Source organism: Acinetobacter lactucae (genome assembly GCF_013122135.1).
In the GTDB taxonomy this organism is placed as follows: domain Bacteria; phylum Pseudomonadota; class Gammaproteobacteria; order Pseudomonadales; family Moraxellaceae; genus Acinetobacter; species Acinetobacter lactucae.
Genome location: NZ_CP053391.1, coordinates 1,968,341 through 1,991,479, shown reverse-complemented (window position 1 = coordinate 1,991,479; position 23,139 = coordinate 1,968,341). Strand labels below are relative to the sequence as shown.

General features: G+C 37.5%; 21 protein-coding genes and 1 pseudogene. 4 read left to right on the top strand and 18 right to left on the bottom strand.

The window, feature by feature from the left end:
* The 6 genes from HLV59_RS09235 to HLV59_RS09210 form a co-directional block, all read right to left on the bottom strand.
* Complete coding sequence (locus tag HLV59_RS09235; RefSeq protein WP_057105877.1) at nt 1–1,062, bottom strand: HlyD family secretion protein; 1,062 nt, start codon at nt 1,060–1,062, stop codon at nt 1–3.
* A gap of 673 nt (nt 1,063–1,735) precedes the next feature.
* The gene (gene iaaH, locus HLV59_RS09230; protein WP_171429818.1) at nt 1,736–3,196 is read right to left on the bottom strand and encodes an indoleacetamide hydrolase; all 1,461 of its coding nucleotides are present in this window, start codon (nt 3,194–3,196) and stop codon (nt 1,736–1,738) included.
* A gap of 91 nt (nt 3,197–3,287) precedes the next feature.
* The gene (locus HLV59_RS09225; RefSeq protein ID WP_171429817.1) at nt 3,288–4,007 is read right to left on the bottom strand and encodes a response regulator transcription factor; all 720 of its coding nucleotides are present in this window, start codon (nt 4,005–4,007) and stop codon (nt 3,288–3,290) included.
* 200 nt (nt 4,008–4,207) lie between these two features.
* A complete protein-coding gene (locus HLV59_RS09220) occupies nt 4,208–4,636 on the bottom strand; it encodes a hypothetical protein (protein WP_016145320.1) in 429 nt (142 codons plus the stop codon).
* A 197-nt stretch (nt 4,637–4,833) separates the two neighbouring features.
* Nucleotides 4,834–5,202, bottom strand: coding sequence for a hypothetical protein (locus tag HLV59_RS09215; RefSeq protein ID WP_171429816.1), 369 nt, complete (start codon nt 5,200–5,202; stop codon nt 4,834–4,836).
* A 166-nt stretch (nt 5,203–5,368) separates the two neighbouring features.
* Entirely contained in the window at nt 5,369–6,067 is a 699-nt protein-coding gene (locus HLV59_RS09210; RefSeq protein ID WP_016145322.1) for a DUF4882 family protein, read from the bottom strand.
* Nucleotides 6,068–6,305: 238 nt separating this feature from the next.
* Between HLV59_RS09210 and HLV59_RS09205 the strand changes: the two genes are divergently transcribed.
* Nucleotides 6,306–6,767 carry a CC0125/CC1285 family lipoprotein gene (locus tag HLV59_RS09205; protein ID WP_016145323.1) on the top strand — a complete coding sequence of 154 codons (462 nt, stop codon included), beginning with the start codon at nt 6,306–6,308 and terminating at the stop codon, nt 6,765–6,767.
* A gap of 448 nt (nt 6,768–7,215) precedes the next feature.
* Here HLV59_RS09205 and HLV59_RS09200 read toward each other — a convergent pair whose 3' ends face one another.
* From HLV59_RS09200 to HLV59_RS09160, 9 genes and pseudogenes are all read right to left on the bottom strand, one after another.
* The gene (locus HLV59_RS09200) at nt 7,216–8,610 is read right to left on the bottom strand and encodes a methylenetetrahydrofolate reductase C-terminal domain-containing protein (RefSeq protein WP_171429815.1); all 1,395 of its coding nucleotides are present in this window, start codon (nt 8,608–8,610) and stop codon (nt 7,216–7,218) included.
* 73 nt (nt 8,611–8,683) lie between these two features.
* Nucleotides 8,684–9,451: an ADPR responsive transcriptional repressor NtrR gene (gene ntrR / locus HLV59_RS09195; protein ID WP_021510684.1), complete on the bottom strand. Its 768-nt coding sequence runs from the start codon at nt 9,449–9,451 to the stop codon at nt 8,684–8,686.
* Nucleotides 9,452–9,511: 60 nt separating this feature from the next.
* Nucleotides 9,512–11,005, bottom strand: coding sequence for a nicotinate phosphoribosyltransferase (locus HLV59_RS09190; protein WP_171429814.1), 1,494 nt, complete (start codon nt 11,003–11,005; stop codon nt 9,512–9,514).
* 11 nt (nt 11,006–11,016) lie between these two features.
* Nucleotides 11,017–11,901 (bottom strand): phosphoribosyltransferase family protein, encoded by an 885-nt coding sequence (locus HLV59_RS09185; protein ID WP_171429813.1) that lies wholly within the window; start codon nt 11,899–11,901, stop codon nt 11,017–11,019.
* A gap of 181 nt (nt 11,902–12,082) precedes the next feature.
* Nucleotides 12,083–12,178 (bottom strand): annotated as a pseudogene (locus HLV59_RS09180) (sulfite exporter TauE/SafE family protein); the annotation flags it as partial.
* A 7-nt stretch (nt 12,179–12,185) separates the two neighbouring features.
* Nucleotides 12,186–12,677, bottom strand: coding sequence for a GNAT family N-acetyltransferase (locus HLV59_RS09175; protein WP_171430604.1), 492 nt, complete (start codon nt 12,675–12,677; stop codon nt 12,186–12,188).
* Nucleotides 12,674–13,438, bottom strand: coding sequence for an ABC transporter ATP-binding protein (locus tag HLV59_RS09170; protein WP_081173926.1), 765 nt, complete (start codon nt 13,436–13,438; stop codon nt 12,674–12,676). Before HLV59_RS09170 ends, HLV59_RS09175 begins: the two co-directional genes overlap by 4 nt.
* Nucleotides 13,435–14,445, bottom strand: coding sequence for a FecCD family ABC transporter permease (locus HLV59_RS09165; protein WP_171429812.1), 1,011 nt, complete (start codon nt 14,443–14,445; stop codon nt 13,435–13,437). The genes HLV59_RS09170 and HLV59_RS09165 overlap by 4 nt, the downstream gene beginning before the upstream one ends.
* A 2-nt stretch (nt 14,446–14,447) precedes the next feature.
* On the bottom strand, nt 14,448–15,467 hold the full coding sequence (locus HLV59_RS09160; protein WP_171429811.1) for an ABC transporter substrate-binding protein: 1,020 nt from the start codon (nt 15,465–15,467) through the stop codon (nt 14,448–14,450).
* Between the two features lie 323 nt (nt 15,468–15,790).
* On the opposite strand from HLV59_RS09160, the gene HLV59_RS09155 reads away from it, so the two are divergent.
* The gene (locus HLV59_RS09155; RefSeq protein ID WP_171429810.1) at nt 15,791–17,134 is read left to right on the top strand and encodes a PepSY-associated TM helix domain-containing protein; all 1,344 of its coding nucleotides are present in this window, start codon (nt 15,791–15,793) and stop codon (nt 17,132–17,134) included.
* A gap of 355 nt (nt 17,135–17,489) precedes the next feature.
* Here the strand turns inward: HLV59_RS09155 and HLV59_RS09150 are convergent, their stop codons facing one another.
* A complete protein-coding gene (locus HLV59_RS09150; RefSeq protein WP_407646327.1) occupies nt 17,490–18,479 on the bottom strand; it encodes an AraC family transcriptional regulator in 990 nt (329 codons plus the stop codon).
* A 147-nt stretch (nt 18,480–18,626) separates the two neighbouring features.
* Here HLV59_RS09150 and HLV59_RS09145 point away from each other — a divergent pair, with 147 nt between their 5' ends.
* Nucleotides 18,627–19,490, top strand: coding sequence for a metal-dependent hydrolase (locus HLV59_RS09145; RefSeq protein ID WP_151748439.1), 864 nt, complete (start codon nt 18,627–18,629; stop codon nt 19,488–19,490).
* 157 nt (nt 19,491–19,647) lie between these two features.
* On the opposite strand, the gene HLV59_RS09140 is transcribed toward HLV59_RS09145, so the two are convergent.
* Nucleotides 19,648–20,202 (bottom strand): TetR/AcrR family transcriptional regulator, encoded by a 555-nt coding sequence (locus HLV59_RS09140; RefSeq protein ID WP_216606769.1) that lies wholly within the window; start codon nt 20,200–20,202, stop codon nt 19,648–19,650.
* A gap of 677 nt (nt 20,203–20,879) precedes the next feature.
* Nucleotides 20,880–21,932, bottom strand: coding sequence for an NAD(P)-dependent alcohol dehydrogenase (locus HLV59_RS09135; RefSeq protein ID WP_171429807.1), 1,053 nt, complete (start codon nt 21,930–21,932; stop codon nt 20,880–20,882).
* Between the two features lie 286 nt (nt 21,933–22,218).
* Between HLV59_RS09135 and HLV59_RS09130 the strand changes: the two genes are divergently transcribed.
* Nucleotides 22,219–23,106 (top strand): AraC family transcriptional regulator, encoded by an 888-nt coding sequence (locus HLV59_RS09130; RefSeq protein ID WP_016145335.1) that lies wholly within the window; start codon nt 22,219–22,221, stop codon nt 23,104–23,106.
* Nucleotides 23,107–23,139: the final 33 nt, after the last annotated feature.

Genomic DNA, 23,139 nt, shown 5'->3' with positions numbered 1-23,139 from the left:
TTAAGTTCTTAGGTCAACGGTAGCGCTCACCGACATTCCAGGTTTTATCAAATCAATATGCGGGCTTGAATCTATGGCAATACGCACAGGAATGCGTTGTACAACTTTGTTAAAGTTTCCTGTGGCATTGTCTGGTGGCATGAGTGAAAAAGTTGCGCCTGATGCTGGTGAAAAGCTCTCAATTTTTCCGCTATAGGTCAGGCTTGGATAGGCATCAAGTTTTAATTCAACTTTCTGCCCAATATGCATTTTTTCAATTTGGGTCTCTTTGAAGTTCGCTTGTACATACAAACTATTTTCAGGAATGATCGCCATTAAGCGGGTTTGCGGAGAAACACGTGAACCTTTTTGAATTGCAAGGCTACCAATCTTACCGTTTACAGGACTGACCACTTTTGATGAAGCCAAATCGACCTGATACAGGTTTAAGTTTGCATTGGCACTTTGAATATCTGCTAGAAGCTGCGCTCGACTAGCCTGTAAACTCCCCAACTGAGCTTCTGCCGCATTTACGGCGGCTTGCGCTTTGCTGAGTTGAGCTTGGGCCGTTAAATATTGAGATTGAACCCCTTCAAAGTTTTGACGGGTAATCACGCCATCTTTTAATAAATCTTGATAACGTTCAAAATCTTTTTTTAAGCGGGATAAATCTGCTTGCGCTGCCACTACACCACTATTAGCTTCAATAATTGAAGACTTGGCAGACTTTTCATTTTGTTGTTGTACGCCTAGCGCTGCTTCTTTTAAGCTCACGACAGAGCGGGCTTGATCATAACGAGCTTGGTAATCACGATGGTCTAAGACAGCTAAAGTTTCCCCTTTTTTTACAAACTGATTATCGTTAATTAATAACTCAATCACTTCACCTGAAATCTTTGGCATCACCCAAGTGACATCAGCTTGCACATAAGCATTATCAGTAGATTGATAGAAACGATATACAAAAAAATAATATAAGATACCAGCAACTAAAAATAACAGCAGGACACTAAAAACCCCCCAAGTTATTTTCTTTCGACTTTGGAAATTAGTATCAGTTTCTAGCTGAGCTACGTTATCCATATTCATTCCGCTTATTTGTAATATTCGATTTTTTATTTAAGCCAATAAAATTATTGGTTTCTTTTTTACGTAACTTTTCACTTGGTTTTATTCAATGAATCGTGACAGCGTAAAATTTGGTGCAAATTATGGTTCTTAAGTGAATTAAATATCATTGACCTCTTTGCCAGATATTTTTTCTATTTATGTCAATAAAGCAAGTTATATAAACTATGTTTAAAAATTATGTAATTTTATATTTTTTCAAATAACTGCTTATAAAAACAGCTTAAATAAATAAAAATTATTATTAAAAATCAAATAATTACTAAAGTTGAATTTATTTAAAAAAGCTAATATATAAAGAGGTTTATTTCACTAATATTAAAGATTAACTTTCTATTTGTATTAATTAAGTAGAATTATTTAAAAGTCTATGTAATCAATAAATAGTTATCGAGAAGTTTTATAATATTAATAGAAAGATAAAATATAAATATTCTGGTTTAGCCAAAATAGTAAAAAAGCGTTTATCAAAAGACTATTCCGACAACTTTTCATTAATTATGTTAAGTAAAATAATATAGAACCCCCGCCCCAACCTGACATACGCCTAAGAAACCAAATATTATTAAAAAACAAAATTAATCTTAAAAAGAGTTACTTTTAACTCTTTTTTATTACTGATTATTTTTTAATGATTTAAAGCACTAAAAATTTCTTCTAGAGTTACTCCAATCGCAAGTATTTCACTATCCTGATGAGGTAAACCATCGACTTCCAATCCAATTGGTAGTTTCGATTTCACGCCCTTCCCAATCGGTAAACTCAGCCCTGGTATTCCGATATTACTTCCAGGATCTGTATTTCGAATGAGTGTCTGGAAATTTTCAATTGAACTGACTTGTTCGTTTGCTAGCGGTGCAACAATCGGTGACGTCGGGAATAATAAAGCATGTAAGTTATGCGCTTTAAATGTGTTTTGGTAGAGTTCAAGCAATTGTGGACGCGCCTCACGGATGGCCTTTTCATAGAAAGGTAAAACAGGCACAAGTTGCGCCGTCTGATCTTGAATTAATTGGGGAAGAACATTCTGTTTAAAAATTGCTTGTACATCTGGGCTTGAGATCTGATCAATTACATCCTCTAAAGTCAGATTTACATGATGAAGTTTTAAATATTGAATAAGGTCATATTTGCCTTCATAGACGACCACAGGAAATGAGATAGCGTGATTGAGTTGTTCTAAATTCGGCATATCGACATTAATAATTTCGACTCCTGCCTCTTTTAACAGCCCAAGCGCAATATATGCCTGCTCATAAACATCTTCATCTAAATGATTCCAAAAATATGGATTGATGCCAAGCCTAATTTGATGAGGCTTTAATGGTTTTTTTTTTGGCTCTTGAGTAATAAGCTGATCAATTAAAATAATGTCAGATACTGTATGTGCAATAGGACCAGCAGTATCCCGCGTATGTGAAATTGGGGTAATACTTTCTTGGGAATATCGTCCTACCGTTGGACGAAAGCCAACACAACCATTTAATGCACTCGGTAATCTAACTGAAGCGCCTGTGTCTGTACCAATCGCAATCGTAACCATATCTGCTGCAACGGCCACAGCACTACCTGACGAAGACCCGCCAGCAATATGCAATGGATTTACGGCATTTCTTGTACCCACAACTCCTTTAATGTGCATAGCAGTATTATAACCTGTTACCCCAAAGGCCAATTCGTGCATATTGGTTTTACCAACAATGATCGCACCGTGATCAATAAGCTTTTGAATAATCGGTGCGGAATTTTGAGGTTTAAATTGGGCTAAAGCTGGTGTGCCTGCACTATTTGAGAAACCAGCAACATGAATATTATCTTTAACCGCAATTAAAATGCCCATTAAAGCTGGACATGGTTTTCCACTCAGTAGATATTCATCCCAATATTGAGCTTGTTGAATTGCTGAAGCTTTATCTGTGCTAATAAATGCATTTAAAGACTCTTGTTTTTCAATAGCGGCAAAGTAGTGATGCACGAGTTCTTCACAAGATACTTTTCTTTCATGAATCAGTTGAGTGATGACATCTACTGAAGCATTTGATAAACCCTGTGATTCAATCCAATTATTTTTTTCAACTGCATTTGACATGGCGACTTAAAATCCCTTTAAGTTGTGATCTTAAGAACTTAGTACAAATTGCTCAATAATTCGTATCCTCAAAATTGAGGATTGCTTTGCTTTAATGTTGAATGAGTAAAGCTATTTCAGTGCGATTATTACAGCCTATTTTTCTCATAGAGTTATTTAGATGAGTTCTTAATGTGGTAAAGCTTATACCAAGTAAATTTGCCACCTCTTTATCACTTAAACCTTTAGAGACTAAATGAACCACTTCTTGTTCTCGTGGAGTCAGACCATATTGTGTTGACAAATCGGCTGGTAAGGCTTGAGTAAAATAAGGTTCAAGCAGATTTAATATTCTTTTTTCACGTTCACCAAATATGTCAGCGTCTTGAGCACGCCAAATACGTAAATCACCAATATCCATACCATTTCGGACAAAATAAATATTTATACCGTGATACAAACCATAGGTTTTTAAAAACTCATTGTAATACGGTGTTTCTTTAAGGTCAGTAAGAGGCAGGACTTCATTTACAAATGTTGGTTTTTGACGTTTTCGAAGCTGTGAAGTAATCGGATCAGCAAATTGCCAAACACACTCATAGTCCTCCATTGCTTTTGGGTCGATTTTCCATATCACACCTTCTTTCGATAAGTTATGAGTTGAATCCCAAATGTAAGATGCAGCGAAATCAGCCCGTAATAAGATGGCAATATCAGCAAGGATATTTTTACGTAAATTGTATTGCCCTTTCCCTGAGCCAAGTTTCCATAATATTTCAGAAAACAATGTAAACTCAGATGGGCTGAAATCCTTTTCAAAAAGTACGGTCATCGTTTACCTATTTAACAAAATTTATTGAATTTTAAAAAGATCGGTTAAGCGCTCCCTTTGAACTTAATACCCAATCCCATCCTTTTCTATAACATATCTATTTTTCGATTTGGTAGGTAATAGCTATATTTTGTCCGTAAAAATATTAATTTTCTAGTTTTCCTATGGCACTTTTAACTATTGAAATTCATCTTCTGAAATTACTTATCTAATAGGTACCAAAGGCTTCGATCAACTTTTCTCTCTTTTCTTTTTTGCTCCATTAGCTGTTCATATTCTTCTTCTGAAATTACTTTTCTATTAGGTGCAGATTCAATGTATGGAGAATAACCTCTATAATTAGCAAACTTATTTTCTCTGTAATATTGTGATTTATCATAATCAGTCATATTTGACGTTTGGAATAGAACATCTTTATCTCGCTCAGCCCTTCTAAAAAGTTGATTTGTACGATCTATTTTTTGTTGCATTGCTGACTCAAAAAAAACAACACTCTCACCACTTTTAGTATTTTGAGCCTCTTCATCTTTAACAATTAAAATAGAAGGTTTTTTTTCGAAAAAATCATCAGCACTGTACACTGGACTAATAATCAATAAACTTATAAAAGATAATAATATTCTATTCATAAAATTAATGTGCTCATTACAAAATAGTGGAATACGTAAATATTATATAAATTTAGTAAAAAATCTATTGTCCTACATCTTAATCTTTTGTTTTTTCTTTACTAATAAATAAACTCGTTAAGCTTATAGAATCAATAAAAAAGCCCGCCTAAGCGAGCTTTTCAAAACGGAAGCTTTTTATTTTTCAATTTTAGAATTTATATTGACTCATCAATAAGTTCACCAGATAAACATTTATTGAAAAATTTTTGTCTAAAGCGACTGATCATTGTTTCATTTTCAAAGTCATTTTCTTTGATATTCTCCTTATAAACTTCAATTAAAATTTTATTCATGACTGTTTCAAATGCGGATTTTACTCTTTCAGAATTATACTTACGTATTCCCATGAATTTTCTGAGTGCTTCTTTTTCCTGACTTAAGGTTACACCAGCTTGTCTCCTTTCCATAACTTTTACTGCTTGTACGCTTATATTTTCACACGATGTTTGAAGGCTAGGAGTATCAGAATATGCCATACAGCCATTTGAAGCGATGATACAAGTTAATAATAAATATCTTTTCATTTTTAATCTAATAAATTAACTTAAAGTATATTACCAAAATACATCAGATATTTATAAACAAAAAAGCCCATCTTTCCATGAGCTTTTAAATATTTTATGTGATCTTTATTTACACTTCGACCACTATAACGCAAAAATAGCATTTACCCAGTACAGGGCCAAGTTCTTATAAAGAATTCCCACATATATCGGTAGCTCCTGTAGGATAGGTATATTGCAATAATGAATGATCAGTAATTAATTCCATCGTCACTTCTTTTCCAAGACTCGAAGAACTACTTGTAAAACCTGAGAACCCATTTAATAACGCAAAACTAATATTATTGATTGGATCAGTAAAGGTCCACTTATATCCTTTATTTACTCCATTCAAAATATACCCAATCTGCTTGGATTGTCTGTTGATATACACACCAATTCTATTAACTCCACTACTTAAAGTTTCAAAGGATTGATATTTGGGTGTCGGGTTGCCTACCCCAACTAAAACGAGATTCAAACCAGTACTATCCGATGTCGGAGTAAATAATGCTCCACTAGTAACTGTGCCATTCGTGCTAGAGCTATGAAGAAGCCATCCTGCTGTCTTTTCATCACCTGTCAAATTCGCAGGTGTTACAGATCTATATTCGAAAGCAATGATATTCGATGCAGGTAAATTGGTTGGACTATTAGTTGCTGCTTGACTTTCCAAAGAGTTATTATCTTGAGTATAAGAAGTTAACTTCTGCCCTTTGAGTGTAACCAAACTGGACCATTGCCCACTATTAGAAGCTCCTGTTAACGTCATAGCTCCAACATTACAATCAGCTAAAACAGCAAAAGGAAGTAAGCAAGACAGTGCTAAAATTATCTCTTTTTTCATTTTTAGTACCTATAGATTAAGTTTAGTTTTATTAAATTTTTAAACCTAATAATTAACATAAGATTTATATAAAACAAAAAAATTACGATAAAAGGCTCTGCACTATCAAATTTTAATTTTTTGGTATTTATAAATTCCTGAATTCGCATATTGATTACTTTTTGATATATTCATCAGGAAATATTCATGAAGATAAAAATAACTCTCCTCATCAACTCAAATAAAGAGAACTCCATAGATGAATAAAATTTTCCTATCCGTCCTTTTATTATCATTATCAGGCTGCGCTGTTTTAATTCCTCCCGCTTATAATCCTGGTGCTGTGATGTCACATTTCAGAGAAGGACAAGCGGGTAAAGATTCTTTCTACGTCAGTTATAAAGGTGATCGTGGTAGCTCACCAGAACAAGCAAGAGATTTTGTTGTTCTACGTGGTGCAGAGTTAGTCATGCAAAATGATTTTCGCTATTTTAAAATTCCAAAAATGAATCAAGGCACTCTTGTAAACTCAAACTATCAAGTTGCTTCCGGGGTAAGAAATGATACCTATCAGCCTATGGTTGAAGCTCAAATCGTAGGAGTAAAAGAACCAGGAGCAGATACTGAAGTTCTAGATGCCATTAAAGTAGCGAAAGCATTAAGAATTAAATATCGACTTAGATATAAATTGACGCCATTAGAGCTAAAATATAGCTATTAATTTCTTGATGAAGAATAGTTAGCCAGAAATCTATCTGTTCACGTGTTTAATATTTATCATATACGTTACAACCAGTCTGCAAAATAGCAATGTATAAGTTCATCACAAAAATTCTTTGCAGCATTGTAAAACCCACTCATTGAGTGGGCTTTTTTATTACTAACCGTTTTGCCTGAGGTGGTCTTGGAACTCTTGGTCGTGTATTTTGTCGTAATTAACAGGGTCGTAAACGCAGCCGGTTAAAACAACAATTACAGTAAGTACAGCAACCAACTTTTTCATTGAGACAGCCTTTCTTTTAACGCAAAAGATTTGCTTTAAGTATACTCCTAGGTGATCACTTTGATTGGACATAATTAAGGCAAATGATTGTTATTTTTAAATTATCGCCGTGCTTTAGCATATAAATTGATTTTTTAACAAAATCAAATCAAGGAAGTTATACAACTTATACCTCGGTCGCTAAATACCAATTTTTCCAAGAACTGGTTCCTCTTGTTTCAATAGGCACAGTTGGAATCAGTTTTTCTTTTAATATTTCGGTTTGTTCAATGGCTTTTGCAAGTCGTGCTTTAACAGAGTGAATGCATTCACGGTCACCAAATTCGCAGCGGTCTAAAGTTGTTCCACCGCAAGGCCCATTGGCTAAACCTTTTGGGCAAGTCTCAGGGCAAATATATAAGGTGTCACCTAAACGGCACTGACCACAGCTTTCACAACCCACTAGGCTATGTTTACTCAGTACTTCCGTTTTAAGTAGTACTTTGGCGACCAAAGCATTTTCCCAAAAAGGCGCTTTAAAAATAAACCGGCCTACACCTTTGGCAATTTTAGATCCGAACAGGGCCTCATGCATCACATGCAGTTGGCGATATTTAATGATTTGTTTAGATGTTGGCTGACGTGAAAAACGAGCAATTTCAGGGGTAAACTCTTCGCCTGTCTTGACTTGCCAAAGTGAACTCCAAAGCTCTTCTAAGGCCTTAAGATTAAGATGTCTGTATTGCTCGATGTAACTTTCAAGCAGCATTTGCTCTTCTGGCTTATGACAAGCAGATAAATGAATACCCGCAAATCCTAAGTGTTTACATATTAAAATTTGTAAAGCGCAGCGCAAATAAACACGGTCTGTATGCCCTGCCTGTTTTTCCTCTGCCAAGACTTTTAGCATGTGTGGAGTAATCACAATACCCGCAACTTTATGCTTTACCATGTAGTTAGCACGGCCTAAAGTCAGTGGCATGACGCAAGCCAGTATTTGCTGCGAATAATCATGCTTGGTTAAAAATGATTTGGCTTGTTTTAAGGCTTCAATGTCATAGCCTAATTGGGTAATGATAAAGTCAGCACCTGCTTTAATCTTCTTATGCAGTTTTAAATACTGTGCATCACGCTCAGCTTCGACATATTTAAACGGATTAAAAGCAACCCCAATACGAAAACCACCATATTGCTTAGCTGCCATTACGGCGTTTACCGACTCTAGGTAACGACTACGAGGCTGACCATCTCGACCATTATGATGCTCTTTAAGTTTATCGCCTGTAAGCAATAACAAGTTTTGAATATTGGCAGACTTGGCTTGTTCTAAAAAGAGCTCGAAGTCTTGTATGTCTCGGGCCTTACCTGAAAAGTGTAAGACTTTATCAATTATGTCAGGATAACTTTTACTGGCTTCAAGCGGCGCAATATCATGATCTGAATGTACACGATCTGCCAATGTCATTGCAGCTGGATATCCTGCAAACTCATGTCTTACAGGATAAATTTCATGTAGTGAAGTGAGATACTCCACCAACACAAAAAACTGGTTTTGCTGGAAGCAGGGAGAAAGGTGTGACATAGGCAAAGCGCTTATCAAAACATGACATCAATCATAAGCGCGGCATTATAAATCAAAAGTGCATTAAGATGCGCTAGTCAGAAAGCTCATTGTTTTGCTTGCCTTCACCCTCTTTATTTCTAGGTAATTCGAGTGAACGAGGAAATATAAAATCAAAAGAATCGAGTGCATAGCGGTAAAGCTGAGCTGGTCGTTTGCCTACAATTTTACTGTGGCTGGTTTCTTCAACTGCGCCTGCTTCTATCATACGGCGTCTAAACGCTTTTTTATCTAAAGATTGCCCAAGAATAATTTCATAAATAGTCTGTAGCTCGGTCAGTGTAAATAACTCGGGCATGAGACTAGCTGGCAAAGCGGTATAGCGAGTTTTATTGGTTAAACGCTCTAAAGCTAAGCTGAGCAATTCATTATGATCAAACGCCAATGCTAAATCTTGTGCTTTTGCTACAGGCACCCATTCGCTGTACTCAGCCAAAGCTTGGTGTTGATAGGCATTAAAATCGATTAATGCAAAATACAAAATGGTTACTGCCCAGCCACGCGGGTCACGTTTCGCGTTACCGATAGAAGCAACTTGTTCCAAGTAAGGTGAACTAATTCCTGTTTTTTCGACCAGCTTACGATAAGCCGTAGCCATCAAATCTTGATCGTGCTTTAAATCGGCAAAACCACCCGGTAAAGCCCATTGGTCTTTAGCTGGAAAGTTTGGTCGCTTAATGAGTAATACCTGCAACTGACCATTAAATACCGAGAAAATAGCCATATCTACAGTGAGTAAAGGTGCGTCATAATCTCGGCGATCATAACTGGCAAGGAATTCTTGTTCAGTTTGAATAGTCACGTTCAGTCTCTCAGTGAAAATGATGAGCCGATACTCATGCAACGGCTCATCTAAACTCAGTTATGCGATGGATAAACGCTCACGTATTTGATCCAAAGTACACTCATACTGAAGTTTACCATTTTCAAAGACTGTTTTAAGTGCTCCGCCTTGTTCTTGTTCGGCTGTTTGCTCATCAAACAAAGTAAAGCCATTTTCACTTTCTTCAATGCGTAATAGACCTTTCGCAGATTTTTTAACGCCTGAGTCAGTAATCGGGTCTTTGAACAACTCACGGCCTACCCCATTTACTTGCCCCCAAGTCGCTTTCACAGCAAACCCAAAGGTGTCGCGAGTTAAGTAGTTATAGGTAAAGCTGCCTATACCAAACACCAAATTGTTTGAAGCAAAACCTTTGGCTTCTAACCCTTCTAAAATGCGCTGCGCACGGTCTAGAGTAATTGAGTCACCGTAAATTAAACCGACACGCTCATTTAGTACTTTATAACCTTGGTCAGTGGTTGTACCGCCAAACACTTCCCATAAACATTCAACTGCGCCTTTATATGCTGGACTGCCGACTTTGGCGTCTGGGTCACCGCAAATAATTTTAACAGGGTCGCCAGAGTCTGGACGGAAAACCAATTTAGCCAAGCCTAAAGCATTGGGTTGTCTTGCCAAAATTTCAGGTTTTAAAGCCACCGTGAATTCTGTAATTACTCGCCAAAAATCCCATGTATCAGACACGACACTAACCACACCAGACGGATAAAGCTCACAGATTAAACGCTTAAATGTGTCTAGCTCACTGTTTTCTGTACCCATACACATCACACTGTGTTCAGTTGCAGGTACAGATACCCCAATCACACCTGATGCATTGTAATATTCTTCTGCGTAGTCGATTGAAGCAACCGAGTCTGTTCCAATAAAACTGGTTAAGTGACCTACACCTGATTGCGCCGCATCATAAATGCCACTCATACCGCGGCTACTAAAATCGTGTCCTTGCACAGGTACAAAATCGAGTGGTGCGCCAGTTTTTACGGCATATTGAGTTAATAACCGTTTGTACTCATAGGCAATTGTGGCCGTAGTACAGCTTTTCCAAAGTTCAGCACTTAACACAGTTTCAATATAGTTGGTTAGCCAAAAGAAACGCGGGTCAGTATTAATTACGGTAAGCACAGGTACGCGTATATTGACGCGGCTGCCTTCCGGCAATGCTTTAATGCGTAAAGGTAAATAGCCCAAGTCATGTAATGCTTCAATGTGATCAACCGGCACAGCACCTTCACCTAATGAACTATCCATACGGCGTTTATAAGCAGCCACTACTTTGTCTTTAGGTTGCTTGAAAAAGCCTTCATTCCATGTATCAATTAAAAAGTGTTTGATAAAACCCTGAAGCCCAAAGAACACAACTTTATCGTCGAAGTCAGGCAACATTTTTGCGAGACGAGATGAACGCGGCGTAAAGTTGGCGTATACATACTCTGTGCCTGCTGGATACTGACGTCTGTGGTCAGCTTTATAAAAATCGATAGCGTTTAATGGATTAAGTTTAATAGTCATCTTTATTCTCTTTATTTTGCTGCAAAAGCAATTACTGAAATTTTGTCTGTTGGTTGTTGTGAAAAGCTGTCTGAGGTAAACAGTTGATCTAACAGTCCATCAAAAACCTCTATTCCTTTACTAAAAATACCGTGAGTCACGTATAGAACGACCTTGTGACAATTAAGGCGACGGAGTTCTTTGGCAATACCAATAAAGGTTGCACCGCCGTCGCAAATGTCATCGGTAATAACCGCGGTTAGGCCTGATAAATCAGATGCATGTACATGTGTACCCAAAATTTTGCCAGTCACTGGGTCGCGTTTTTTATCACAGTGAACAATAGTGATGGGTTGTTTTCGCTCAGAATTAAAAGCGTCTGCAACCATTTGTGTACGCGCTTTTGCGCCTTTATCTGGGCAAATCAATACGGTTTTTTCATCTTTTAATAAAGCACTTAGCGCTTCACTCTTTGCGATGATGTCGACTGAACTGACATTTACAACTTCACTAAAAGAAGTATTGGCAGTAAGTAATGCTGTTGTTACTTCACTATGACAGTCCCAAACAGTGATTTTGCCTTGTTTGCCCGCTTTTTTGTCGGCATTGATATTGAGTAATTTGGTCATCACATCGAGTGAAAATGCTTGCCCTACTGCACAAATACGGTCCTGACGTGCATATGGAAAATACGGAACTTCTAGGTCAACGGTTAGACCCTGAGTCAGCAATATATTTTCAAGTAACAAATAGTCCATCACATCGTGACTTGAGGTCATTTGTGCACGAACCAATACTGTGCCAGATAGTAAACCTAAGGTTGTCTCATCAATTTGAACATGACGCTCTCCACCAGAAAACTGCGTGAATTTCACTGGAATTTCATTTCTTGCCGCATCTAAAAGCTGGATAGCCATATCATCCTCTTTTTGTCTGATGACCTTCGATGAATATATAGTGGCATAAAGCCAATATATATTTCAAGTCTATTTTTCAAACTTTTTTCAAAGCCCTTTAAGACATAAAATTTGCAGTTTTAGAGCATTTAGAAATTCGATATTTAAGAGAGATTACTCTTCAATTAATTGAAATAAAAAGTTAATTTTCAAAAATCATGACGAGTAAAACTACTATTAAAAGTAGCGGATACAACTTTGCCCGCCATAAATCAGGTAGTTTTGAAATAAATTTTTTTAACAGACTATAAAGATTTACTCATGTGAATGGTGTCATAGGTCTCGATCCATTCCCGTTTGATAACGTCAAAGCCTTGTAGAGTCCAAAACTCTTCAGCCGCCGGTAAAAAAGGATGTGTGTGCAAATACAAGCGAGTAATCCCATTGTTTTTTGCATAGCTAAACAACATGTCACATAGCTTGGTTGCGATGCCCTTACGGCGGTATTCAGGTAATACAAACAACTTAACCACCTCAACCGTATTGGATGGCAAATTTAAATCAAAACGATGGTCATAAGCTCGATATGCAATGGTGCCAATCATACGGTTTTGATCTTTTACGGTAATGAAGCAGCCCAATGGATCCTGAACATAATATTGCTCAAAATTTTGTAAATCTTTGGGAACTTGCCCATGATAAATTTCTGGGAATAAGAGCTGTCTTGTATAAAGCGCAAACTCTATCGCAGAATCGTGATCAGATTTTTCAACCAACTGATAATAAAACATATTTATAGCCAAGAATGATCAGGGATAACAATGGTTTTGTCTTGAATCATGGCCTCATGAAACTCGACATCGTAGACACTTTTTAAAAACTTCGGATCGGTGATTCGTGTTTTTGACTCAGGCTTAACGACTTCGTGTTGGCGCATGAAAAATAGATGATCTGCAAATAAAAAAGCCAAGTTTGGATCATGCATAATCGCAATGACCGTAAAATTTTGCCGCGACAACTGACGCAATTTTTTCATTAAATAAGACTGATAATAAACATCAAGATGGTTGGTTGGTTCATCAAGCAAAATAACTTTTGGGGCTTGCACTAAAATGCGGGCAATCATAACCAATTGCCTTTCACCACCCGATAGCTCGGTATAAGGTCTGTCACGTAAATGCTCAATGTCTAAATCAAGCAAAGCTTGGTCTACACGTTGCCAGTCTGATTTTGAAGGTCTATATCTGCTAAAAGCCGCACGTCCTGTAATCACCACATCTTTAACCAAAAATGGAAATACGGTTTTATGGAACTGCGGTAAAAAACCGAGTAATGCGGCCCGATCTTTCCCTTTAAAGTCCGATAGTGGCTTTCCTGAATAACGAATCAACCCATCTTTTACAGGTTCTAGGCCCGCCATCAATTTAAAAAGTGTCGATTTACCACAGCCATTACGCCCTAAAATCACTGAAAACTGATTTTCAGGAAACTCCAGATGAATATTTTTAAGAACCTGTTTGTGCCCATAGGCATAATTTAACTGATCAATTTGAATCATGCCCAATGAGTCCTTTGTGTTTTCATTAATAATAAAAAAAATGGTGCACCAAGTAGCATGGTAAAAATACCAATCGGTATTTCAAACGTCAGTAAAACCCGAGAAAAGTTATCAATCATCAGTAGAAAACTACCGCCCAACACCATATTGGCTGGAATGCTATACCGATGGTCTGGCCCCACTAACATTCTCACAATATGCGGCATAAACAGCCCATATAAACTAATAATTCCCGCCGCTGCCACAGAAGTTGACGTACATACTGTCACCAGAGCAATTAAAAGAAGTTGTTCCCAACGTGGATTAACACCAACCGCCTGCGCTTCTTCAGCACCGAGTGCCATTAAGTTTAGGCGCCAACGCATCGCAAATAATCCAGCAAGGCCAATACAAATCGGTAGCACAGCGTATTGAACCTTTTGCCAAGAGGCTTGATGTAAGTTGCCCATGGTCCATTGCACAATGGCTTGCAGTTTAAATGGATCACTTAGGTATTGAATAACTGTAAGCCCTGCCAAAAACAGCCCCGAAACAATCATGCCCGATAAAATCACCATCACTAAAGACGTCTGGCTTTCATGTTTCTGATGCGCGAATAAATACGTTAAGGCAACAGCACAAACGCCAAAAACAAAGGCTGATAGATTTGGCGAAAGCCAACTTAAAGAAAGTGCTAAAGCTGCACCGAACGCCGCTCCAGATGAAATACCGAGTACATAAGAATCAACCAATGGATTACGAAACAATGCCTGTAAACCATTACCCGCAGTTGCTAAGGCAGCTCCCACCATAAAGGTCAGTAAGATTCTGGGCAATCTGACATTGACCAGAATGTTTTGCATAAGCCTAAATTGTTCCGAGTCAAAATATGGCGTACCAAAGACTGCTTGTACACCCCACAGCACATAGTCCCATGCACTCAAGGTCTGAGTTGGCCCAATAAGCAACGAGATAAAAATCATGAGGAACGGTAACGGATAAAACCAATAATATTTCAGCTTTTCCATATTCATTGCACCAACGCTTTGGCAAGCTGCTCACCATACAACTTAGTTAAAATACGCTGTTGTAAAGCACTTACTGGTAAATCGGACTGTTCAGGGTAAATACTGTGATTTAGATAAATCGCCGTAATAATAATTTTGATGGTATGGGGGTTATATATAAATGCAGGACTCAAATTAAATACCTTACGGTTTTGCACAGCGCTTAAACCTTGTAATTCTTTTCGTTCATAAATCAGTTGGGGGTTGGTATTCCAAAGCACAATATTGTCAGGGTTCCATTCAATGAGGGTCTCTGGGTTTACATTAGGTTGATTGGCATCGGTCTGAACAATGTTGTACGCACCCGCCAGCTCAATAAAATCATTGGTAATTGACTGACGTCCCGATGTAGAAAAAATACGTCCGCCTGACCATGCATAGTAAATTGATTGCTTATTGGGTTGACGTGCAGTTTTGGCTGCAACTTCCGCCACAATTTCATCCGAAAAGTTTAAAATTTCCTGAGCACGCTTTTGGGCACCGCTCAGAACGGCAATTTCAGATAACTCCTCTTTCACTTGCTCGTAAGTACCCGACTCCATCACATATACAGCAATACCAAACTGCCGTAATAGTTCAATTGTTTGGGTTTGCCCGCTCCCTACAATCACCAGATCTGGTTTTAACAACACGAGACTTTCAATATTGGTTGCATTAGCACCTTGTGAAGGTGTCGCAAGCTGCTTATTAGCAATACGTTGATCTATTTTTGAATAGGCATTAAATAATAAAGGTTGGATATATACTTCGGCTGGTATACCAATCACTTTGTGACCTTGCCCTAACATATATAAGCCATCTAAACCCGACTCAAATAAAGAAACAATTCTTTGAGCTGGTTTGGCTACACAGACTTTTGTATTTGTACTATCAAAAACACATATCGAATGAGTTGTTAAGTTTTCTTGAGTTTTTCTATTTTGTTCAGATGAAGAGCATCCGTACAGGATGAATAAAGTGAGTATCGAAATCAGCAATCTCATTTCGGCACTCCATGCACAAATACAGTGCAAAATAAAAAGATGTGCCTATTTAGTGCATTTTTCATGTGAAAAAACACCATAAGGGAGCAAGAAAATTTGAATCATCATTAATATAACAATCAAATTGAGTATGTTAGATAAGGTCTTAGATAGTAAGCAAAAAAAAAGCCAAATTTACCAAGTAATAAAAAATATTGAATGATTGGGTTAAAAAGCCTACACAAAAGCGAGTCAAATAATTTAATCATGTTTACAGCTCAATCAACATTAAAATAAATAACTCGTTATAATCCGCCCCAACACCTGATAGACATTATCTTCCGATGCTGACCCAATCATCTTTCTGGCGTAGTCTTTACCGTTTAATTCATATTTATGCTGGTATTTTTATTGCACCATTAATCTTGTTTGCTGCAATTACCGGTTTACTCTATGCCATTACGCCTCAACTAGAACAAGCCATTTATAAAGATGTTCTATACGTTCAGCCATTGAATCAAACGCCACATAAGCTGAGCCAGCAAATTGAAGCCGCAAAGCAAGTAATGCCTAAGTCTGCACAGGTGATTGAAGTTAGACCAGCCCCTAGCACTGACCAGACAACTCGTGTCATTTTTTCAGATCCTATCCATGATTTTACAAGTGAAGCCGTTTTTATTGATCCGTTTACACTTAAAGCCCACGGTCACCTAGCGGTCTATGGTACGAGTGGAGTGCTGCCGTTTCGAACTACGCTTGATCAACTGCATAGTAATTTATTGCTCGGAAAATGGGGGCGCTTTTATAGTGAATTGGCAGCAAGCTGGTTAGCTATTTTGACTTTAACTGGACTATATAATTGGTCGAAACGTCGTCAAAATCTTAAAATCCGACAGACACAAAAAAATAAATTATTGAGATGGCATAGCACACTGGGTTTAACTTTATTTCCACTCTTATTATTCATCGCCATTACGGGTCTCACATGGTCTGAATGGGCTGGAGATAATATTCGAGTTGCTCGTCAATGGCTGAACTGGCAAACCCCAACATTAGCAACTTCTCTTCAAGAAGATAATTTACCTACAGTGATGCACCATGAACATCACGAAATGCCACACAGTGAAAATCTTAATTTAAATATCGTTTCAAGTGAGTACGATAGCGCTCTTTCAATAGCTAGAGCACATGGTATTGACGCGGCACAAATACAAATCAAACCACCGACCAGTGGAAATCAAGCTTGGACCGTAGCCGAGATTCAGCGCAAATGGCCAACTCAAGCAGACAGTATCGCCATTGATATGGAACAACACAGAGTTATCGATCAACTTGCGTTTAAAGATTATTCGCTGGTAGCAAAGCTCACCCGTTGGGGAGTTGATGCGCATATTGGGATTTTATTTGGCTGGATAAACCAACTGGTACTGGCGCTTTACGCGCTTGCCCTGTGTATCATGATTATTTATGCATATAAAGCTGCATTTAAAAACTCGAATTTAAAACACATGACCACCCACTTTGTTAGTCAAAGTTTATTAATTTGGAGCCATGCAACTGGGCCACAAAAATTAGGGTTTATAGCGGTGAGCCTCGTGTTAGGAGTTAGCTTACCTGTTTTTGGTTTTAGTATTTTATTTACGCTATTTATTTTTGCTATGCGTAAATACATTCCGTCTAAATCATAAATTTCCATTTGAGTAAGGAGTTAGACTTAAGCTTTGTCTAACTCCTTGTATAACTGAACAATATAATTCTAAAGCCCGCAAAGTATTTGTTGCAACGTATAGCATCAACGACTTCCATATAGTGATAAATCACAAGTAATACTTTAATCAAAGCCAAGATAATGGTAATTATGACGGCCATCATATTATGGTTAGAGCTTTCTAACCAAGCCATAACAGTCGTTTGCCCCACTTGCACGATTCTTATACTTTTTACGCTCGGTAATAAACGATAAGTCTTATAATCAGTAAAAACATCAAAAACTTGATCTACCGGTGCAGGAATAAAAGTTGAAGCTCTACCATCATTTCAAATTTATTCTATCTGTCTTGGTGTTTTACCAGTCCATCTTTTAAAAGCCCTCGTAAAGTTTCTTACATCTGAATATCCTAGTTGATTTGCTATAAATTTGAGGCTTAAGTTTCGGTTCTTTAATAAAGCTAAAGCTTTAGCGCAGCGCATTTGATCTATTAACTCTCTGAAGTTTGTCCCTTCCTGCAAGAGTTTTCTCTGCAAAGTTCTTTCCGATATATTTAGTTTCTTGCAAACTTCTGTCGCAGTTAAGAAGCCACTTTTTTCATTAAAAATATTGTTTTTTAAAATACTTTTAAAATCATTATTCGTTTCTTTTAATTTTTGGAGTTCTAATCTACATTCATCTCTAATGAGTTTTTCCATAATTGGGTCAGCTGTAAGCAGTGGAAAATCTAAAATATCTTTATTAAAAACAAGCTTTGTCTCATTTTTCCCAAATCTGATTTCACCTGGTATTAAATGTAAATATTTATCAAAATATTCTGGTCTTTCAAAGCATACATCTGCATAGCCAGTTAACTCCTTACCTGACAGTATACTCCCCATCCGCACAAATCCCATAAGTAGCGCAACCTGAATTACTTCATCATTCCGATATCGCTCTGTTTGCCTAAAGTAAAAATGTGCAGAATCCCCCTCTATCTCAAGTTGGAGACTATGTATATTAGATTGTAATGAAATGAACTCCTGAGCTATTTTTAAAGCTCCTCGAATATCCTTTGCGACCATTGCAGCAAAACCAATTAGCCCATGACATGTTACAGTCATTTGCAATCCTAGATAAAAGCCAAATCCAATCTTTGGTTCACGAGTAAGTGATAGAGCTTTATCAATAATTTCTAAAGATACCCCGAAATCTACTTGCCAAAACTGTTGTAACAACTGTTCTTTTTGGACTCCCGTTCCCAATAGTAATTCATCAACTGATACTCCCCAATGAGAAATCACATCTGCAATTAGGGCGATATAAGCTCCCGGTACAGTTTTCATTTGTTCTCGATATTTTTGCATTTAAAGAAATACTTTGTCGGGAAATGATACCTATTTGACATGATTTGAACTTCTACAGCAATCAATTTGAATTAAAAATAGACAAACGGACTTAGTCCGATAAGTTATGCAACAGGTAGGATAAAAATGAATCAAACTATAGTTACAAGAAAACCCCTTGGGGCTCAAGTAAATATTCCACCTCGTCGAATGGATTTTGACTTTTCGAAAGCGCCTCGAAATGGTTATGCAAATGATGAGTACATGACAACATTTTGGGCCGCATTTTCTGCATTATTCCCTAAGGGTGAGTCCTTTTTTGTCGAATCAGTTCGTCATTATCGTAATCAAGTTTCGGGCGATATTCTAAAAGCTCAAATTGCAGGGTTTATTGGTCAAGAGGCAATGCATAGCAAAGAACATACTACTTTTAATAATTTCTTTGCTAAACAAGGCTATCCCATGGCCCAACTAGATAAAGATGTTGGAGTCTTATTACTTTTTATACAAAAGAAACTTCCTCCACGCCTTCAATTAGCGATTACCGTCTGCCTTGAACATTATACGGCCATTATTGCCGAATACTGCCTCAAAGCCGACCATATGCATAAGATGGCGGATCCAGAGATTTTAAAAATTTGGTTATGGCACGCATTAGAAGAAAATGAACATAAAACAGTTGCTTTTGATGTGTATGAGCAAGTGGGAGGTAATTATGTAGAGCGCGCGGCAATGATGATTCCAACCACATTAATCTTAGCATTTATGTTTATCTGGTTTCACAGTCGTTTACTCGCATACGATAAACAGCTATTTAATTTTAGAAAAAATTGGCCGGGTATCAAACATTTTTGGGGTAAAGGAAGTATGTTCCAAAATATTGTCCCACAATTATTAGATTTCTTTAAACCAAATTTTCATCCAAGCCAACATGATACAGATGCCCTATTAAATGAATGGAGAGAAAAATTATTTGGTGAGCTGGGAATATTAAAAGATCAAATTAAATAAAATTATCATTTATTCATAAGAGCCCTTTGGATAAAGGGCTTTCATGCAAATTACTATAATTATTAATTATATGCATTTCATCAGTATATAGAGATAGATAATTAGAAGTCGTATTGATAAGCTTCTTGGTCGGGCACCTGAGAAGTCAAACTTTGATTTACGCAAACCCTGCAAAAAAATAATCCAGCAGCCTTTCCCTGTCATCCACACTATTTACATCCAAAAGCTGAACCATTGCTCCATCAATCACAAACAAAAACATGTGGGCATCTTGTTTTGAAGCATTTTCGTTGGTGGTTAAAAGTAACTTATAGATTTCACTAATGAGCCAGTTTCGGTAGTCAATTACAAGTTGATAAGCCTTTGGATTGGTCTTCGCAATTTCAAAAATGGCTTTAAATGGCAGATGGTAAAGCCCTTCTAAATCTGCATGTAAAAAGTAAATCTTGCGGAGTTTTTCGATCACACATAAATCTTTTTGAACATAGATAATCGAAATGACCTCATGTTTAAGTCCATCTTTTTGGAAAGTTAAACTCATTTCAATCAGTCTTTCTTTTGAATGAAAGTAGTTATAAAAAGTGGCTTTGGGGATTTTTGCTGATTCAATAATTCGGTCTACCCCAACTTTATGAAAACCGTATTTATTAAAAAGATAACGCGAAGTGTGAAGCACGCTTAAAGCACGAACCGAGAGATCTGAATGTGGCATATTTTTACCGTTATAAAATAAATTCTTGTTGTATATGAATGAGATATAAAAACCACTGCTCTTTTGGGGAGAAAAAAGGCATAGCAAAGCCTATAAAGACTGTGCTTGGCACATCTCAAGTTTTATTGTTGCTTAAGTTTTTAGTTGTGACGAATTAAAGTCCGATAAGCCTATTGGCGATCAAACTGCTTTAATCATTTAAGTTGTGTCGTTATAGCTTTTGGCAATGGCTGCCAAGAAATGATGAATGTACAAAGCCAACTCCTTTTATTGGGAGTTCTGCCAAAACATCAAAATTATGGTGGCAGAACGAAAGAGGGTTGACGAACTGGTCACACGAGGCCAGCACACCCGAAGGTGTCCCCCTTCCGTCCTACCGCTACGAGAGGGAGACGAAGAGCCGCACAAAACTATCCCTCAGAAGGAATAATTCTGATACTCGTGTGAAAACGGTTCGTCAAAACCGACTGGCAATGTGGCCAGCCTGCAAATGGTAATCTTCAATATTTGAGGTGTCAATGTGAAATTGGCTAGAAAATATTTAAATAATTATTGTTTTTCATTAAATTACATAATTAAGGAAATTCTTAAATATCAACTTAATAATACTTTCCCGTTTAGAGACTTTTTTGAGCTGTGCACCTTAAGGCAGAATGCACAGCGCAGATCAAACTAGCTTAATGATCAGATAAAGTTTTCATATCAATCACAAAACGATACTTCACATCACTCTTTAACATACGCTCAAAAGCTCCATTGATATTTTGCATATCAATCATCTCGACCTCAGAAACGATATTATGTTCACCACAGAAATCTAATAATTCTTGTGTCTCTTTAATTCCACCAATCACCGAACCTGCAATGGATTTTCTACCCAAAATCATAGGTACTGAATTTGCGCTAATTTCACCCAAATATCCGACCAACACAATGGTTCCATTTAAAGCTAGCGTTGGAATATAAGGTTTAAGATCGTGGTCATAAGGCACAGTATCAATAATTAAATCAAATTGATTTAACACTGATTTCATTTGAGCTTCATCTGTTGAGAGCACAACATGATGCGCACCGAGTTGTTTTGCATCCTGTTCTTTGTTGGCTGAGCGAGTAAATAAGGTCACTTCAGCACCTAGAGCATTGGCAAGTTTAATGGCCATATGCCCCAAGCCACCTAAACCGACTACAGCGACTTTACTGTCCTTTCCAACATTCCAGTGACGCAGTGGCGACCATGTGGTAATCCCAGCACAAAGTAACGGCGGTACAGCTTGCACATCCAGATTTTCAGGTACTTTTAATACAAAATCTTCACTACAAATAATGGTTTGAGAATATCCGCCCTGTGTCTGTCGTTGGTCATGACGGTCTACGCCACCATAAGTTTGGATATTGCCTTGTTCACAATACTGTTCTAGTCCTGAATGACAAGCTGAACAAGTACGGCATGAATCGACCATACAGCCAATGCCTACCAAATCACCAACTTTATACTTTGTGACTTTGGGGCCAATTGAGGTTACGCGCCCTACAATTTCATGACCCGGAACTAATGGATAAGAACTGAACCCCCAATCGTTTTTAGCTTGATGTAGATCTGAATGACACACACCACAATATTCAATTTGAATAACGACATCATCTTCACGTGGAGTTCTACGTTCAAACTTAAATGGAACTAAAGGAGTTTCTGATGACAGCGCGGCATATCCTAGAACTTCAATTGTCATATTTTTTCTCTCATGTTTAATCTATAAATAAAGATGATTTTTCGTTGAATACTTAGGGAGGGCTACAGATTTTTAAACTCATCAATGTGTTTTAAAAGGTGTTGGCTCAATAGGTTGCAACTCATCGTCTTTTCGCCATGTTTCTCAGTATAAAAATGAAAGTCGACAGGCGTTGTTCTATTCCTCTTACAGATTTGCCTAATCCTCCGAATTGTTGCACTTCTCTCTATTTTTCTGTTTTGAAATGCCTACAATAAAAACACAGAGGGTAAACGGTGGAATCTGAATGGCGAATAGGTCTCTAAACCCTAATCAAGAATTAGCTCAACTTGTCGATCGATGGACTAAAGAAAAAGGTACATTCGAAACACCTATTATGGGACTGACCTTATTTCGTGCAGAAACACTGACCCAGCCAAATAGCAGCATGATGGATGCGAGTCTATGTATGATTGCTCAAGGGAAAAAACAGGTGATTCTTAGTGAAGAAACCTATACCTACGACTCTAACCATTTCCTTTTTACCGCAATTGACCTGCCTGTAATTGCCCAAGTTCTTGAAGCTTCAGTTGAGCGACCTTATCTTTCGATCGTGTTACGCCTAGACCCGTATGTACTCGCCCAAATCATGCTTGAGGCACATATTCCTTTTAAAGACGTAAATACTGAGAAAAAAGGAATGGCGGTTGGAGTAGTCAATTCAGAGCTGAATGATGCCTTTATACGGTTAATAAAACTACTGGATACGCCACAAGACATCCCTATCTTGTCTCCTCTTATTATTAAAGAAATTTTTTATCGTTTATTGATGAGTCCGCAAGGCGATCGCCTTAAACGTATTGTAGCGGCAGGAACTACAGGCCATCGAATTGTGAAAGCAATTGAATGGCTGAAAATAAATTTTGCAAAACCATTTAGTATTGAAGAACTGGCAAGCACAATGGGGATGAGTGCTTCTAGTTTTCATCAACATTTTAGGGATATAACTTCAATGAGCCCCTTACAGTATCAAAAGAGAATGCGGTTGACCGAAGCACGGCGTTTATTAATGACCGAAGAATATGATATTTCATCTACAAGCATGCAAGTCGGCTATGAAAGCTTGTCCCAATTTTCCAGAGAATATAAACGCTTTTTTGGGGTTCCGCCGTCGGTGGATATTAAGAATATATAAAAGCAGTAACAGGCCTTGAAAAATTAATACCCA